The 18,175-nt window shown below is 65.6% G+C and carries 6 protein-coding genes; 4 read left to right on the top strand and 2 right to left on the bottom strand.

Annotation, left to right across the window (positions count from 1 at the left end):
- The first annotated feature begins 1 nt into the window (after position 1).
- The 4 genes from ACMGF8_RS20340 to ACMGF8_RS20355 all read left to right on the top strand — a co-directional run bounded on the left by ACMGF8_RS20340 (position 2) and on the right by ACMGF8_RS20355 (position 16,189).
- The gene (locus tag ACMGF8_RS20340) at positions 2–2,161 is read left to right on the top strand and encodes a type I secretion system permease/ATPase (RefSeq protein WP_416757012.1); all 2,160 of its coding nucleotides are present in this window, start codon (positions 2–4) and stop codon (positions 2,159–2,161) included.
- A 115-nt stretch (positions 2,162–2,276) separates the two neighbouring features.
- Complete coding sequence (locus tag ACMGF8_RS20345) at positions 2,277–11,288, top strand: TcdA/TcdB pore-forming domain-containing protein (RefSeq protein ID WP_207167905.1); 9,012 nt, start codon at positions 2,277–2,279, stop codon at positions 11,286–11,288.
- 78 nt (positions 11,289–11,366) lie between these two features.
- A complete protein-coding gene (locus tag ACMGF8_RS20350) occupies positions 11,367–12,872 on the top strand; it encodes a TolC family outer membrane protein (protein WP_207167907.1) in 1,506 nt (501 codons plus the stop codon).
- An 80-nt stretch (positions 12,873–12,952) separates the two neighbouring features.
- Complete coding sequence (locus ACMGF8_RS20355; RefSeq protein WP_207168053.1) at positions 12,953–16,189, top strand: ATP-binding protein; 3,237 nt, start codon at positions 12,953–12,955, stop codon at positions 16,187–16,189.
- Here ACMGF8_RS20355 and ACMGF8_RS20360 read toward each other — a convergent pair.
- Together ACMGF8_RS20360 and ACMGF8_RS20365 are read right to left on the bottom strand one after the other, a co-directional pair.
- Complete coding sequence (locus ACMGF8_RS20360; protein ID WP_115580025.1) at positions 16,186–17,103, bottom strand: LysR family transcriptional regulator; 918 nt, start codon at positions 17,101–17,103, stop codon at positions 16,186–16,188. The two genes, ACMGF8_RS20355 and ACMGF8_RS20360, sit on opposite strands and share 4 nt — an antisense overlap.
- Positions 17,104–17,123: 20 nt before the next feature.
- Positions 17,124–18,104 carry a response regulator gene (locus ACMGF8_RS20365; RefSeq protein ID WP_102865050.1) on the bottom strand — a complete coding sequence of 327 codons (981 nt, stop codon included), beginning with the start codon at positions 18,102–18,104 and terminating at the stop codon, positions 17,124–17,126.
- Positions 18,105–18,175: the final 71 nt, after the last annotated feature.

An 18,175-nucleotide genomic window follows, 5' to 3' on the forward strand; every position in this document is an offset into this window, starting at 1 on the left:
CATGACCCGCGCTTTCGATGCCGCCTCCGAACCCTCAGCGACGCTGCTCGACACCGGCCTGCACGCCCTGGCCTGGGCCGCCCGGCGCTTCGACCTGAACATCAGCGTGGCGCAACTGACTCACCGCCTGGGACGGGTTGAAGGTCCGGCCGACAGCCTTGACCTGCGGCGCTGCGCCGGCTGGATCGGCCTGCGCGCACGGGCGGTGCAGAGCCGGGTGCAGCGCCTGCATCACCTGCCGCTGCCGGCACTGTTGAACACCCCTCACGGCTGGGCGGTGCTGGAGGCGGTAGAGGACGAGCAGGTCCGGGTGTTCTGGCCGTTGCAGGGGCAATGCCAGAGCCTGTCGCGCCAGGAGCTGGCGACGCTCTGGCAGGGCCAGGATCAGCGAACGGGAGAGGTGCTGCTGCTGGCCGAGCGGCACGTGCAACTCAAGACCGGTGGTTTCGGCGTCTCCTGGTTCCTGCCGTCGATCCTCAAGCATGGGCGCCAGTTTCGCAGCGTGCTGCTGGTGTCGCTGATGCTGCAAGGGGTGGCGCTGGTCACGCCGCTGCTGTTCGAGAACATCATCGACCGGGTCCTGGTCAGTCGCGGCCTGTCGAGCCTGCAAGTGCTGGGGATCGCCATGTTGGCCCTGGCGCTGTTCGAGCCATTGTTCGGCTTGTTGCGGTCCTGGCTGTTCAGCAATGTGGCGAGCAAGATCAACGCCGAGTTGTCCGCGCGCCTGTACCAGCACCTGATCCAGTTACCGCTGGAGTATTTCCAGCGCCGCCAGAGCGGCGAGATCATCGCCCGGGTCGGCGAGATGCAGCAGGTCCGCCAGTTTCTCACCGGCTCGGCCTTGACCCTGGTGCTGGACCTGGCGTTCTGCGGGCTGTTCATCGCCGTGATGTACAGCTATGCACCGCTGCTGACCTGGGTGGTGGTGGGCTCCCTGGCCCTGTATTTCCTTTTCTGGCTGTGCGTGGGGCCCTTGCTGCGCAGCCGGGCCTTGCGCGAATACGAGTTGAATGCGGCCAACACGGCGTTTCTCACCGAGACCGTGAGCGGCATCGAGACCATCAAGACCGGGGCCATCGAAAGCGCCTTCCAGCAGCAGTGGCAGCGCCAGCTGGCGGCCTATGTGCGGGCGGCGTTCCACACCCGCATCGTCGGCATCTGGGCCGGGCAGGGCATCGGCCTGATCCAGAAGCTGACCGCGGCGCTGTTGCTCTGGTGGGGCGTAATGCTGGTGCTGGACGGCCAGTTGAGCCCCGGCCAGCTGGTGGCCTTCAACATGCTGGCCGGGCATGTGGTGGAGCCGATCCTGCGCCTGGCCCAGGTCTGGCAGGACTTTCAGCACACGCTGATTTCCCTGCGCCGCCTGGGGGACATTCTCGACAGCGACTGTGAAAGCGGTAGCGGCGGTCTGGCCTCGGTGCCGGCGTTGCAGGGCGCCGTGAGCTTCCAGGGCGTGCGCTTTCGCTACGAAGAAGACGGCCAGGAGGTGCTGCGCCAGCTGGATCTGGAGATCCAGCCGGGCGAGTTCGTCGGCATTACCGGGCCCTCCGGTTCCGGCAAGTCGACCCTGACCCGCCTGCTGCAGCGCCTCTATGTGCCCCAGCACGGCCGGGTGCTGGTGGACGGCATCGACCTGGCCATCGCCGACCCGGTGGCCCTGCGCCGCAACATGAGCGTGGTGCTCCAGGAGAGCGTGCTGTTCGCCGGCAGCATTGCCCAGAACATCCGCCTGTGCCGGCCTCAGGCCAGCGATGCCGAAGTGCGGCACGCCGCCAGTCTGGCCGGGGCGGCGTCCTTTATCGAGGTCCTGGCCCAAGGCTACGAGACCGAGGTGGGCGAGCGGGGCGGCCAGCTCTCCGGCGGCCAGCGGCAACGCATCGCCCTGGCCCGGGCCCTGCTGACCAACCCCGGCATCCTGTTGCTGGATGAAGCCACCAGTGCCCTGGACTACGAGTCGGAAGCAGCGGTGATGGCCAATCTGCAGGGCATCGTCCGCGGCCGCACGGTGATCAGTGTCGCCCATCGCCTCAACACCCTGCGCCACGCGGACCGGATTCTGGTCATCGATCAGGGCCGGGTGCTCGAACAAGGCACACATCAACAGCTGCTCGCCCTGGACGGCGTGTATGCCCGGCAATGGGCACTGCAGATGAAGGATTGACCCCACCCACGGCAGGAGGACTCAGCCACCCGTCATGTCTCCCCACTCCGCATATCCATAGGCAGCCCTGCGCAATACGCAGGGCCCGGCTCAAAACAGACAAAGGATCATTGCAATGGCTTTTATGTCCAAGGACTTCACGCGCCTGCTCAATACCCTGATCGACCAACAGATCAAGACGGCAGGGCGGCAAACCGAATGGTTCCACATGAGCGCCGACGAGCGCGCCGAGTACATCGGCCAGGTCGGCGAGCGGCTGCTGGAAATGCAGCAGAGCACCCTGAGCGTGCTGGCCGCCCAGCACTACCAGATGCAGGACAACCCGGTCTCGGTGAGCGACCAGTTGCAGGTGCTGCAACAACGCCGCAAAGAAATGAAGGCCATCGCCGACACTCCGGCCACCCTTGCCTACAAGCAGCAACTGGACCGCGACATCCAGCTGTACAGCCGCCAGGACACGGCGATCAGCCACTATGACAGCACCTGGAACAAGGCCCTGCGGCTGCTCAGTCCTGGTGGCGCCAAGGCCGAGGTCCTGCAAGCCGATGCGCCGGCCAAGCAGAAAGAGCTCAAGGGCCGGATCAATCGCCTGGAGAAGCTCCTGAGCGTGCAGGTTGCCGACTCCACCTTCAGTCAGGCCTACGTGACCCTGTTCTCCGAGCTGCAGGCCTACAAGGAGGTGAGTACTCGCTACAACGCCTTGCTCAAGGCCGCACCGCAGCAGCAGGCCGCGAGCCTGGCGGCACTGGTCAAGCCGCCTCGGGCTTCCGACGAGCTGCCGGTGAACCTGTCACTGCTGATGATGGAAGAGCGCCCGGGCTATATCCGCATGAACGTGGCACTGGTCAATGCCAGTACCGATGGGCGTTTCAAGGACTTCTACCTGGACCACGGCCGGCTGGTGGTGCCCACCGACGGCGTGCTGAATTTTTCCTTTGGCACCGCGGCCCGGTCTCTGGCCTGGCAGCAACAGTACCGGCTCAAGAGTGAGCCGCCGTCCATGCGCTCGCCGACCTTTGCGCCGATTCGCTCGGTGCTGGTCAAGACCGGGTTCGTCGAGCAGTACTTCGCCAACCATCTGGTGTCGGAAAGCTCCCTGCGTGAAGGCTTCAAGGCCCAGTTGCTGAGCAACGGCCACAAGCTGCTGTTGACCAACGTCGATCGCAAGGTGCCCAACCAGGTCGGCATCCAGGTATCGGGCCAGTCGCCCGGCACCAGCGTGCCTCGCGAAGTGCCCCTGGCCGGCGCCTTGAGCGAGCTGATCAACCAGAACGCGGACCTCAGCAGCTTCCAGACCCTGGGCGTCGAAGACTATCGGCAGCACAGCTACCACCCGGACCGCGACGGGCTGTTCGTCAATGTTCATGAGCTGCAGCGCTCGGTCGGCTTTGCCGAGCACCAGTACCTGCTGGAAATGCCCCAGGGCGACGCTTTCCGTTCGGCGACGCCGTTTGCCCTGATGACCGTCGAGGGCGACAAGGTCAGCAGCAGCCACCTGAGCAAGGCCCAGACCGAGGCTTTGTACCAATACAACGCGGCGTTTTTCGAGCGCCTGGAACAACTGCGCGACAAAGGCTTCAAGGCCAGCCGGCTGTTCGAAGGCAGCAGCGAGCGCGCCACCTTCGTGCAACAACTGACGCGCTTGCTCGAACGCAACCACATCACCCCGGCCGGGGTGCTGCTGGCGCAACACAGCCGCCCGAGCCTGCGGGATATCAAGGGCAACAACCTGAACAAGGTGCTGTGGGAACAGGCCTTCGCCGCGTCGGTCTGGCAGAGCCACGACAACGATCAACTGTTGTTCGACCTGGGGCAGAACCTGGTGCAGAGCCAGGCACTGGGCAAGGTCCTGCAAGGCGGCTATCTGCAAAGCGACATTGCCCAGGCCAAGTTGCTGCTGGCACCGCTGTATGAACAGTGGCGCGCCCAGGCGATCGAGTTGGAAACCCAGCGTGTGGCCAGCGCCAACGCCGCGCAGCATCCCGGCAACCCGAAGGTGCATGTCTTCGATAAGGTGACGCTGGAGCGCGGCCTGGACAGCAAACTGCTGAACCTGTTGTTGAGCGGCCCCCAGGGCCTGGCGCCGGCCGACGGCGCCTTGCGCCCGACGGTCGAGGCGCTGTTGTCCGGCGACCAGGGCCGCAGCCTGCGCAAGCAGGCGTTGTTCCATGCCCTGCGCCCCGTGGCCGACAGCTTTTCCAAGGCCGCGGTGCCGGTCAATGCCCATGCCGCGCTGACGCCGAAAACCGGCGCCGACAAGGTCATGATCAACAACCGGCTGAATCAGCCCGACCCCTACCTGATCCTCAATACCCACCCGGAGCAGGCCCAGACCGATACAGCGCTGCTGATCCAGGACGACAAGTACCGCAGCTACAGCCAGTTCCGTCCCGATCCGAACAATGAAGCCACGCGCTACATGAACGATTTGGACACCCCGTTCGTGGGGGGCATTTCCGGCACCACCCAGACCGTCAGCAATGCCTTGCCGGAGTTGTTCGGTCGTGTGCCGAGCGTCAAGCAGTACTGGCAGTTCCAGATGGCCAACGCGGCCTTCATGATCCGCAACGGCTATCACTCGTTCTTCGAAACCCTGTATGTCGCCGCCCGTTATGAACCCCAGGGGCCGGACAGCATCGGCCAGGACCTGCTGCAGACCTTCGACCGCTACCGTGCCCAAGGGCGCCGCGAGGCCTTGCACGGGGAGCTGTACGACGCGGTGATGGCCCGAGTCCTGCCCATCGTCAATCAAGGCCTGGCGCCGAGCGAGGAGTTCCATCCGCCGCGCTTCACCGACCTCGGCCCGCTGCCTGCGCTGTTGGGGCAGGCCGACAAGGACCGGCAACTCAAGGGCGGACTGACAGCCCACGAGGCCGGCTTCGAACCACGCCAGGGCAGCGCCGACATTCATCAGTTTGCCGCCGACCCGGTGCAGTTCGCCCAGACCCACACCCTCAGCGCCGAGGCCCTGGTCAAGGCCGGACGCTTGCCAGCCCAGGGCCACGTGCAGTTGGTGGAAGTCGCGCCCAAGCTGTATGAGCTCGAATACACCGAGCACAGCGCCAACTCCGTGAGCACCGCGAGCGCGGACAGCGTGCCGGCGTACTTCCTCGGCTACAACGGGCCGAACCAGGCCAACGCCGCGCCGGCCTATGTGGACATTCCCCGGCAGGCGCGCCCGGGCAGCTTCCTGTTTACCGGCACCTTGTCGGGCAGCTCGCTGGTGGTGACCCGCCTGGACGCCGATACCTATCGGGTCTATCACGACGGTCGGGTCAACAGTTCGCTGCTGTACGACAACGTGGTGATGGCGGTCGACTACAAGGACTACCAGGTGGCCGGCACGGCCGAGGGCCTGGCGGCGGCGTACATGCAATTCGTCGACGGCCAGTGGCAACTGGTGTTCCAGCGCCAGGAGTACCAGCGCGAAGGGCAGATGGTCTGGCCGAAGTTGCGCGAGGGTGCAGAGCCGCTTGCCATCCAGACCGCCGACAACCAGGTGCAGGAACGCAACCGGATCCAGTTCGCCGAGTACCGCGAACAGGTGCACCAGAACCTGAAGAAAGTCGCGAGCCAGTTCGGCGTGTCCAGCGAAGGGGTGGCCGATGGCGTCTACAACGGCGGCGATTTCTCTGCCGAGCATCCGGCCATTGCCGCCTGGAATCGGCTGCGCGAAGCGGTCCATGCCAGGGTCAGTGCCGACATCGAACAGCTCAGCAATCAGCGCTATCAACTCCAGGAGCAGCGGCGCGGGGCGGGCGACAAGCGCCTGATCGACCAGCAGATCAAGCAGCTCAACCTCACCCAGGATTTCTACCGGGCGCAGTACGAGCCGGTCTTGCGTGAGGCCGCTTCGGTAGAAAAGACCTGGCTCTGGCAGCAGATCCAGGCCAAGCAAGGCAGCGCTGCGGTGGTGCGCACCGACGACACGGCGATCCAGGGCGGGGGCGATGAGCGCAGCACCAGCATCGGCGAGCGCTACGCCATTGCCGAAGCCTATCAGCGCGGGGCCCGGGGCACGGCCTTCAGCGATGGCGTGCGGGATTTTCGCGAGATCAAGATCCCCGGGCTGGACGGCAAGCAGTCGGCCCTGGAAATGAAGCGCCTGTTTCTCGACGGCCAGTTCACGCCTGGGCAGCGTGGCGCCTTGAGTGCTCGCATCAGCGAAACCAGCCAGGCCGAATACGTCGACAAGGTGCTGCGCCAGACCGCGACCTTCAGTGAAGACTTCCAGGGCGCCGGCAGTGTCTTCAGTCAGTTGGCACCCCAGGACTTTTACCTGTCGCTGGTGGGGGATCGCTCCGGCGGTCGCTGCTACCCGCTGGTCCGGGCCATGGCCGTGGCCCTGGCCAATGGCGGCGAGGCGGGGGTCAACAGCCTGGTGCAGAAGCTGTTCCTGGCCTCGGCCGATCCCCAGGCCGGCAGCTCGACCTTGCTCAAGAACAGCCTGATCCGCCTGCATTCCAATGTCGACGCGGTCCAGGCCTCCAAGGCGCTGGGGCAGTTCCAGTTGTCCGACGTGGTGGCGCGGCTGGCCAACAGCGGCAGCGACTCGATGTTTGCCCTCAATACCCGGAACCACTCGATGCTGGTGGGCAGTGCCCAGGGCCCCGAAGGCCGTCGCTACTACTTCTATGACCCGAACGTGGGGATCTTCGCCTTCGATTCCAGCAAGGGCCTGGCCAAGGCCATGGAGCAGCACCTGGTGCGCCGAAAACTGGCGGCGCACTACAGCTCGTTCGGCAGCCAGTCGCAGCCGGCCTTCAACCTGGTCGAGATCGACACCCACAAGATGGCCGAGGTGCCGCTGGGCAGCGGGCTGAATGTCGCCGATCTGTCCCGTCCCGAGGAACTGGCCGGCGTCATCGGCCAACGCCGTCAGGTGGAGCAGGCGGTAGGTGCCCAGCAGCGTGTCAGCCAGGACCTGCGCCTGGGTGCGGCGCTGACCACCTTCGACGCCGAGCAATGGGGTGCGCGCTTCGATGCCGCCAGCACCCGACTGGCCCAGGAGCACCAGCTGAGCAGCCAGTGGATACCGATCATCGCCAACACCGAGGCGCAGCCGGAGGGCGGCTATCGGGTGCAGTTCATCAACCGTGACCAGCCCGAGCAGACCCGCTGGCTGAGCACCGACGACGGCACCTTTGTCGAATTCCGTCGTTTCGTCGATGAGCACATGAGCGTGCTCAGCGAGCACTTCACCCTGGAACACGGGCAGATCCGGCCCCGCGCCGGGGTCGGCGAAGCGGCGCATGTGGACGGCCTGAACGCGGGCTTTGCGGTCCAGACCCTGATCCAGTGGTTGGCCGACAAGAACCGCAAGGACGCAGCCCAGGGCGTGGTGTCACCGGACCTGGCCACGGCCCTGAAGATCCATAGCTACCTGGGCCTGGCGCAGATCGGCCACGGCACCGTGCAAGATGTGGCCAAGGTCACCCAACTGGTGCAAACCGCGTTGCGTGGCGAGGCCCTGGCCGCCGAGTCCTCGCTCAAGGACTTTGCCTCGACCCTGGGGCACACGGTCAACGAGGGCGCAGGCGTGCTGTTTGGCGGGGTCATGGTCGGCCTGGATGCCTATGAGCTGGCCCATGCCGAAAACGATGTGCAGAAAGCCGTATTCGGCACCCAACTGGCGTTCGATTCGGCGAGCTTCGTCAGCGGCGCGGCGGGTATCGGTGCCGGGTTGGTCGGCGCCTCGACCACCGCGGCGGTGCTGGGCGGCGCGGGGGTGATCCTCGGCGGCCTGGCGGTAGGCTTCACGGCCCTGGCCCAGGCTTTTGGCGCGGTGGCCGAAGACGCCAAGGCGGTGGGACGTTACTTCGATACCCTGGACAAGGCCTATCAAGGCAACGGCTACCGTTATGACGAGAAACAGCAGGTGCTGGTGCCGCTGCCCGGAGCGGTGGTCAAGCGCCTCGACCTGCGCTCAAGCGAGGTCGGTTTCGACAGCCAGTACATCTACCGCACCCATCACGGTTCCACCGGCTCCGGGGCGATCAACTACTTCTTCTGGGTTGGCGACTTCCCGCGGATGATCAACGACCGCGCCCAGGCGATCGAGGTGCGCAGCGGCATTGGCCACGGCAACCCACCGCCCAAACTCGACCACGGCGACAGCCGGACGGTGATCCTGCCGGGCACGCCCAAGTCCTACATCAGCTACGAGTACATGATCCTGCCGGGGGCCACCACCCGGCATGACACGGGCTTCGATGTGATTCGCAGGCTCGAGCAGGACCGGCGCTTCGACTACGACTTCTACATCTTCCCGAGCGAGGAGACGATCCGGCGCATTCACCAGGAGTACGTCGAGACGCCGGTAGAAGTGCTGCTGGATGGGCGCAACCGGCAATTGGTGGTACCGCAATTGCCCAAGGAACTGTACGGCTACCTGCGCTACGACATCCAGGGCGCCGGCGGCGAATACCTGATCGGCCTCAATGAAGGCACCGAGGTCAGGCTCAGCAACGAGGCCGGCCGTCAGCCGTCACGCTGGATCATCGACAGCAGCCAGCTGGAGAGCGACAGCATTACGGTGGCCAAGGACCATTTGCTGGTGGGCGGGGTCAAGGTCAAGCTCGATCCGGCCCAAAGCGGCCAGGTGCTGCTGGTCAACGCCAAGGGCGAAGTGCGGGCAGTCGATTTTGTCGGCCAGACCACTGACGTGGTCAAGGAAGACGCCAGCCAATGGCAAGTGCCCGGGCAGCGCATCGAACAGCACCTCAAGGACCTGGCCCAGGCCCATCAGTTGCACGGCCAATACGTGCTGGTGGAGAACTACAAGCACGGTGAGCGCAATGTCGGTCGGGCGTACTACGACGTCGCCAAGGACCGCATGCTGTTCACCGACACCGATGTACAGCAGGCCGGCAACGCCCAGCTGGGCGCGGTCATCGGCGAGCATGCCTACTTCGTCGATGCCCAGAACGCCGCCGCCTGGCGGGTCGAGATTGCCAGCGGCAAGGTCGATGCGCAGTTCGCCCCGTCGTTCAACCAGAGCGCCGGCCAGATCAGCCGGTTCTGGCAAGAGGGCGACGCGGTGTATCTGGCCCGTCGTTATCAGCTCAAGGAACGGGAAGCCGAGCTGAGCTTCCGCATCCTCGGTGACCGGATGGAGCTGGTGGGGGTGGTCGGCGATGAGTCGCTGCTGCAACGGTCGGCAAGCAACGGTCAGCATGGCAGGGACGCCAAGACCCTGCTCAGTACCCTGCTCAAGGGTTACGAGGCTCAGACCACCCCGCGCGACACACCGGTGTACAGCCTGGGCGCGCCCCTGCTGGAGCCGACCGCGGCAGAGCTGATCACGGTGTTTGGCCTGGATAACGCCAAAGTCGCGCACCGCTACTGGGTGCGCAGCAGCGATGGTGTGGTGATCAAGCCGAACCTGGCGCCACCGGCCGGGCAGGCGCCGAGTGCCGATGCGTCGGGGCAGGTGCAAAGTGCCTGGAAGATTCCGGCGGACCTGGTGTTGGCCGGCAGCCTGGCCCAGCCCGGTGGCCAGGAGGTGTTCTATTTCTACAGCCAGGCGCAGCAGGTGCTGTTCCGCCAGGAAGGGCCGGGGCAGCAGGTGCTCGATGCCGGCCAGCCAAGCGCCTTGCGCCTGACCACGCCGCCCCTGGCCAATGTGCTCAATCTCAACGGCCATCTGCTGGCCGTGACCCAGGACGGGCGCATGGCGCGGATCGAGGCGACCGGGCGCCTGAGCTATGAGGCGGTCAACGAGCATTGGCTCAAGGGGCGCAGTAGCTGGTGGAAGGACCTCGCCGAGGTCGCCGGCAGCAACGCCACCCTGGCGGTATTCGGGGTCAAGGCCGCCGACGGCAAGCGTGCGTTGCCAGTGTGGTACCACAACGCTCAGGTGGTGGTGGCGTCGTCCGCGCTGCAAGACAAGCCGCTGCAGTTTCTCGGCTTCGACGGTGCCAGTGGCAGTGCCCGGCTGTTCGAGCCCGAGAGCGGCAAGCTCTATCTGCAGCCGCCGCTGACATCCCAGGCACTGCCGAGCGCGTTTGGCAACGATGAGGTGCTTGAGGCCTCGGCCCAATTGCCGGCCGCCATTGACTGGATGCCCACGCTGCAACTGCGCTCGGCGGTCCAGGTCGATGCCGGCTTGCGCCTGACCACCGTGCAGGGCGAAGTGCTGCTGCGCAGCAACAACGGCGATGCGCAGTTGGTGGCCGTGGACAAGGGCTGGCAGCAGGCACATCTGGGCAATCTGCCCCAGGCCCTGGCGACCGTGGCTGGACAGTGGGGCGCCAAAGGTGTGTTGACCTTGCAGGATGGCGCCAGCCGCGGCTGGTTCGATATCGCCAGTGGGCAGATGTTTGCCAGCAGCGGTATTGCGGGCAGCGACCTGCGCTTTATCGGAGTCGCCGCCGGGACGCCGAACTCGGCCTATGTCTATAGCCCGACCGAGCAGGCGCTGTATCAGCTCAAGGACGGCCAGGCACAGCAGCTTGGCCACTACGCCAATGTCGAGCGTATCGGCTCCTCGCTGCTGCTTCAGGGCGCCAGCGGCAATGGTCATCAGGATGATCTGGCGCCGCCGTTGATTGCCGGGGTCGACAGTTTGGTGCTGCACGGCGGCGCCGGGGGTGACACCTACCGCCTGACTCCGGCGATGTGGGCGCATTACCGCACGGTGGTCATCGACAACGACGATCCGGGCCTGGCTCTGGACCGGGTGATCCTGCCGGTGGCCGATGGCAAGCACATGCTCGTCAGCCGTCGGGGTGAGGACGTGCAGTTGACCGACACGGGCAATGGCACCGCCCTGGTGCTGCGCCAGGTGCTGGGCAGCCAGGCGGCCGCCCATGGGCATTTGCTGATCGAGCTCAAAGGCGATGCGTCGATGCTCAGCGTCGAGCAGCTGCTCAAGGGCTTTGGCCCGAGCGGATCAGCCCGGGACAGCGTGTTCGAGCTGGCCTGGAGCCAGCGCGAGACGCTGCCGGCGGCGAATGCTCTGAGCTCGGCGGCGGCTGGGCTGGACCCGGCGGCAGATGGCCAGGGCCCCAGCCTGGCAAAACTCAGCGGGGCCATGGCGGCCTTCGCTGACACAGGCGGCGCTCGCGAACAGCTGCCCAAACACCATCAGGCCGCGCAGGCGGTGCTGGTGCCTTCACTGACCTGACCACGCAGCAGAAACACAGGAGGGGCGCAAAGCCTCTCCTGTCTGCGGCTCCCTCTTTTCCCGGTGTTAGATCCAACCATGAGCAAACCCATGAATTCGCGGCAGCGAGCCTTTGCCGGCTGGCTGCTTGTCGTCCCGCTGTTGGCGGCGCCCCTGGTGCAGGCGCTGCCATTGCATCAGCAAGACCTGCCACCAGACTCAGCGCAGCATCCGCCACCCCCTATGCCACAACAGCGGCCCCAGGCGCTGCCCAGTGACCTGTGGCGGGTGTACCTGGATGCCCGGCAGAACAACAGCGAGCTGGCGGCGGCCCAGGCCGATCAGGCGGCCCGCGCCGAGGCGGTGCCCCAGGCCAGGGCCGGCCTGCTGCCGACGCTGTCCGCCAGCGCCGATCTGAATGCCACCCGCACCTCCCTGCAGCAGCCACGGCAGGACACCCGGCGCAGTGGCAACAGTTATCAAGCGGTGCTGAACCAGCCGATATTCCGCGCCGATCGCTGGTTCGCCCTCAAGGCGGCGCAAGCCGAAGACCAGCAGGCCCAGCTGGAGCTGGCCGCCGCCGAGCAGAAACTCATGTTCGACAGCGCCCAGGCCTACTTCGGCCTGCTCAAGGCCCAGGACGCCCTGGCGGCGGCCAAGGCCGAGGAAGCGGCGCTCAAGCGCCAGCAGCAACTGGCCGAGCGCGGCTTGCAACTGGGCCTGTCGGACCGCACCGATGTGCTGCAGGCCCAGGCCGGGCATGACACCGCGCGGGCCAACCGCATCGTCGCGCAGAAGCAGACCGACGATGCCTTCCAAGCCCTGGACACCCTGACGCATCAGCAGTACCAGGCGATCCAGGGGCTGCGCCACGACATGCCGGTGCTGTTGCCCGAACCCAACGACGCCCGGCGCTGGGTGGACACCGCGGTGCGCCAGAACCTGACCCTGCAGGCCAGCCAGTACGCCCTGGAGGCGACGCAGCAGACCCTGAGCGCGCGCAAGGCCGGGCACGCGCCGACCCTGGATGCGGTGCTGCGCTACCAGATCGGTGACAACGACAGCCTGGGTTACGGCAACAGCGATATCCGTGGCAACGGCTACGGCGGCAACGTCGAGCAGCGCACGGTCGGGCTGCAGTTGAATATTCCGCTGTTCAGCGGCGGCCAGACCCGCTCCCAGGTGCGCGAAGCCCACCAGCGGATGAACCAGCGCGAGTCCCTCAACGACGGCTTGCGGCGTCAGGTCGTGGAGCAGACCCGCAACCTGCATCGTGGCCTCAACAGCGGTGTCGATCAGGTGCAGGCGCGGCGCCAGTCGATCATTTCCAACCAGGGCGCGGTGCTGGCCTCGCAGATGGGCTTTCAAGTCGGAACCCGCAATATCGTCGATGTGCTGGAGGCGCAGCGTCAGCTGTACAACGCCGTGCGCCAGTACAACAACAGCCGCTATGACTACATTCTCGACACCCTGCGGCTCAAGCAAGCGGTGGGAACCTTGTCGCCCCAGGACCTCAAGGCGCTTTGTGATTACCTCAAGGCCGACTACGATCCGGACCTGGATTTTCTGCCGCCGGAGTTTCCACGCCGGCTGGCCAAACGCTGACAGGGCCTGGCAAGGCACCGGGCCAGGGTTGGCGGGCAGGGTTTTTTTCAAGGTAAAGGGGCGAGCGGTTGTACGGGTTATTGGACTTCTTCGACAGTCACAAACGCTGCTGTTATGCCTTGGGGGTGGTGATCGCGGTCGGCGCCGCAGTGGCGTTGGGCAACTACTACCGGGTGCAGGTCGAAGACGTCTACCGGGCCAGCGTCCAGATGCAGACCCAGGAGCAGGCCCAGGACCTGGAGCAATGGAAATCCAACGGCTTTGCCATTGGCGCACTGTCGATCCTCGGGCGCCACAACCCCTGGCTCAAGCGCATCGTCCTGGAGCCTGCGCCCTCTGCCGAGCTGATGGAACGGGCCACCCTGCCGCTCAAGACCCTGTCCCTGGTGGTGGATGCCAACCATGCGTTTGTCCTCAACCGGGACGGGGTGGTGGTGGCCGCCTACGACCAGCAGGGGCAGACGCCCCTGGGGCTGAATGTGGCCTTCCGTCCCTACTTCAAAGTGGCCCTCAATGGCGGCAGCAGTGTCTACGGCGCCATCAGCACCAGTACCGGCACGCGCATGTTCTACATGGCGGTGCCGATCTTCGAGTCGCGTACGCGCCAGGACCAGGTGATCGGGGTGCTGGTGGCGCGGTTTGACGCCGATACGCTCGATGCCAGCTTGAGCAAGCCGTACAGCGCCGATCTGCAGATGATCCTGTCCCCCAGCGGCGTGGTGCTGGCCGCCAGTTCCCCGGACTTGGTCCTCAAGTCCGACCGCGCCTGGCCCTGGAACCGCTTCACCGGGGAGATCCGCCGCCAGTTCAGCGACTATCGGTTTGCCAACGGGGTGCCTGAGCGCTTGCCCTTCGATGCCCACCAGCCGGTGGTCCGGCTGGACGGCCGGCGCTACAGCCTGTCCCGGGTGGATTTCGACTGGAATGACCCGAGCGGTCCCTGGACCCTGATCACCCTGGGCGACCTGGACGCACTGTTACCGGCGGAACAGGTGCTGCTGATCGAGGGAGTGAGTGCCCTGGTGTTCTTGCTGTTGCTGTGGGGCGGCCTGCGGCGTCTGGCCGACGCCCGACGACACAAGCGTGACGTGGCGCAGATCGAGCAGAGCGAACAGCGCCTGGACATGGCCCTGCAAAGCGGGGCCCTGGGGCTGTGGGACTGGAACCTGCGCCTGGGGACCGTCATCAACAACGATGTCTGGCTGCAGATTCTTGGCTACAGCAAACAGCAGATGGAACAGGCCTTCGGCCATGGCCTGGAGCGCTGGACCGCTCTGGTGCACCCGGACGACTACGAGCCGGTGATGGCCCGGCTCAAGGCGCACCTGAACGATGAAGTCGGCGAATACCGCGCCGAATACCGCATGCGCAACAAAGAGGGGCAATGGCTGTGGGTCATGGACATCGGCAAGATCATGCAGCGCGACGCCAGTGGCGCGCCGACGCGAGTCACCGGGGTGCTGCAGGACATCAGCGAACGCAAGGCGGTGGAAGCGCAAATCCAGCAATCACGGCGCGATGCCGAGCGGGCGACCCAGGCCAAGTCGGAATTTCTCGACTGCATGTCCCATGAAATCCGCACGCCGCTGAACGCGATCATCGGCATGGCCCACCTGGTCCAGGACTTGCCGTTGGAGCCGGTGCAGCGCGACTACATCGAAAAGATCGACCGTGCGGCCAAGCACCTGGTGGGCACCATCAACGGCGTGCTGGATCTGTCGAAGATCGAGGCCGGCAAGCTGAGCATGGAGCAAACCGGCTTTGACCTGCGGGAGCTGGTGGACGATGTGTTGCTGCTGGTTCGCCAGCGCGCAGAGGAAAAGGCGCTGCGGCTGCAGCTGGATATTCCGGCGTCGCTGCCGCGCCGTTACGTCGGTGATCCACTGCGTCTGGCCCAGGTGCTGACCAACCTGGTGGACAACGCGATCAAGTTCACCGAGGCCGGCCATGTCTGTATCGGTGTGTGCCTGGTGCGCCAGTGGGATCATCAGGCCCTGCTGTGCTTCAGCGTCACCGACACCGGGGTAGGCATCAGCGACGAGCAGCAGGCCCGTTTGTTCAATGCCTTTGTCCAGGCCGACCGGTCCATCAGTCGGCGTTACGGCGGCAGCGGCCTGGGGCTGACCATCTCGAAGAAAATCGTGCAACTGATGCAGGGCGATATCTGGGTCAATAGCCGGCTGGGGCAGGGCGCGACGTTCAAGTTCAGTGTGCAGCTGGGGCTGGCGCCGCCAGCGCTTGAGCAAGGGCACGCTTCAAGCGGCACTGCGCCTGCCGGGCCATCGATGGGCGAGGTCGCGGGGCCGGGTCTGGTCAATGCCCCGGCACGCTGGCTGGCGGGGAAACGGGTGCTGGTGGTCGAGGATAACCGTCTCAACCAGGAAGTGCTGCTGGGCCTGCTGCAGCGCGTCGGGGTCCAGGTGGTGCTGGCGGTCAATGGTGCCGAGGCCTTGCGCCTGTTGCTGGAGCAGGGGCATTTCGATGCGGTGCTGATGGATTGCCAGATGCCGGTCATGGACGGCTTCGGCACCACGCGCAAGATTCGTGGCTACCCCCATTTGCAGTCCCTGCCGATCATTGCCGTGACCGCCAGTCACCAGACCGATGTGCAGGGCAGGGCGCTGGCGGCCGGCATGAGCGATCTGCTGAGCAAGCCCCTGGAGGTCGCGGCGCTCTATCGGACCCTGGTGCGCTGGATTGCAGGCACGGACATGCCACTCGCGCAGAGCGCAGCGCTACCGGATGCAAGCGTCTTGACCTCGACCTACGAAGGGATCGACACCGCGCTGGGGCTGGCGGTGGTCAACCAGGACCTGGCTCTGCAGCGCAAACTCTTGGTCGACTTTCGTGACGGCCAGCAGCAGGTCATCGAGCGCTTGTGGCACGCCCATGCCGCCGGGGACTTGGCCGCCATCGGCTTTCTGGCCCACAGCCTGCAGGGCAATGCCGGGAGCATCGGCGCCACGGCGGTCAAGGAAGCCGCTAGACAACTGGAGGAACAGGCGGCCGGGCCGGCAGCGCTGGGGCCGCTGATCGAGCATCTGGCGCAGTGCCTGGAGCCGGTACTGGCCGGCCTGGCTTCCCTGCCAGTGGCGAACGAAGATCTGGTAGCGCCGAGCCTGGGACTGGACGCTGAGCAGGTGCTGGCGCTGGAGCGGCTGGCCCAGCTGCTGCGCAAGCATAATGCCCAGGCCCTGGCGCTGATCGATGAGCTGTACGAGCAATACCCGTGCGGCCCGCTGCGGGCCATTCAAGAGCGGATCTACCGCTTGGAGTTCCAGCAGGCCCTTGACCTGCTAGTGGACTTGCAGGGCTAGCGGCTGTTCTGGCTCAGGGCCTGATAGCGGGCCATGCGGTCAGTGCAGTGCTCGACCAGGCATTGATGCAAGGCGCGCAACGACGAAGTGATCTGCGAGCGGTGCGATACCACCAGATTCAGCGGCGCAGGATCGGATTGCCAGCCCGGCAGCAGCGCCAGCAAGCGACCGGCGAGCAGGTCCTCGACGACATTCAGCAGCGGCAGGTTGACCACGCCGTGGCCGGCCACGGCCCAGCGCCGTGCGGCATCGCCATCATCACAGCAAAAGTGCCCTTGCACCGGCACGTCCTCGACCTTGCCGGCGCCATGGAAACGCCAGCGACTCTCCGGGCGGCCGATGCTGTGACAGATGATGCATTCGTGTTCGCTCAACTGTTGCGGCGCCTCAGGCTGGCCATGTTGCGCCAGGTAATCGGGCGCGGCGCAGGCGATGAAGTAATGCTGCTTGAGCACCGGCAGCTCGACCAGATCCAGCGCCTGGTTCTTGCCATAGCGCAACGCGGCATCGAAGCGCCCCTTGAGCAGGTCCTCTTGCTTGTCGCTCAGCGCCAGCTTGATGTACATGCGCGGCCGCTCATGCTTGAGCCGGGCGAGCATGTCCAGCAGCAAATTGCGGCCCAGGTCGGAAGACACCGTGAGTTCCAGCATGCCGTCATCGTGGCGCAACGAGCGCTTGCCGTTGGCCAGGATCTTCAACGCGTGCTGGGCACTGTCCAGGTAGCGTGCGCCTTCGGGGGTCAGCTTCATGGTGCGAGTGGAGCGGGTGAACAGCCGCACCCCGAGGCGACTTTCCAGGCGCTTGAGCCCCAGGCTGGCGGCAGCCGGGGTGATCGACATGACGCGGGCAGCGGGGGACAGGCCCTGCAGCTCGGCGATCAGAATGAACAGCTCCAGATCCGCGAAGTTAGGCATTGGCCAGGCTCACCGTCCGCTCACCGGCCAAAAAAGGTCTGTGACGAACTGAGCAAGGCCGCCGACAGTGCCTGCGGGTCGCCGCCGATGCATTGCTCGAACCCGGGCTGGCGGTACAGCTGGTCCATGGCATGCGCATGCCGACTGTGGAGGTCCTCGGGCGCGCTCTGCAGCAGGCTCAGGTGGTAGTTCAGCGCCAGGGCAAACAGACGGGCCGAGAGTGGCAACTGCTCGCCGCTGGGCAGCTCCCCAGGGCCCTTGAGCAAGGCGTCGGCGTGGGTCATTTTCCAGGCGAGGTTGAGGATCGGATCTTCCGGCTCGGCGTGGGCGAGAATCTCTTCGATCAACAGCCTGCTGTGGCCCAGGGCCTGATCGATGCGGCTGCCCGGCTGATTGAGGCCCATCAGCGCCAGGCAGGCGGCGCTGCGAAAGGCCGCGGGGTCGCGCCGGCTCAGGCTGCTGCGCAGCACAATCGACAGGCTGTCGAGCAGGGCTTGGAGGCGGATCAGCGGATTGCCGGCCAGTTGCAGGGTCAATGCACTGACAAAACCGTCGCGCATGTCGCTGCCGGCGCAAGGTCCGGGCGCCGCTGGCAGGCCATGCAGGGGCTTGTTGCGGTAGCCCAGTTGTGTGGCCACCCGGGCCAGTACCACCGGCGGTGAAATCGGCTTGGCGATGTAATCGGCGGCGCCCAGCAGCAGCCCCAGGCGTTCATCTTCGACGCTGCTGCGCGAGGTGAGGAAAATCACCGGAATGGTTGCAGTCGCCGGGTCGCTCTTGAGCGCGCTGAGCACCTGGAAGCCGTCCATCTCAGGCATCAGGATGTCGAGAATGATCAGGTCGGGACTGGCACTGCGCGCCAGGGCCAGGCCACGCTCGCTGTTCTTCGCCAGCAGCACTTCATACTCGCAGGTCAAGGTTTTCGACAGCACGATCAACGACTGCGGATCGTCGTCGATCGCCAGGAGGGTATAGGGCTTGGAAGCATGCTCTGCGGGCATGACGAGGGGCCTGAACAAAATAGGCCGGCAGTCTAACTGATTTGCGTTATGGGCTCCTAGCGTCCAGCTGC

This window comes from Pseudomonas sp. BNK-7 (assembly GCF_048072025.1).
Classification (GTDB): Bacteria; Pseudomonadota; Gammaproteobacteria; order Pseudomonadales; family Pseudomonadaceae; genus Aquipseudomonas; species Aquipseudomonas danubii.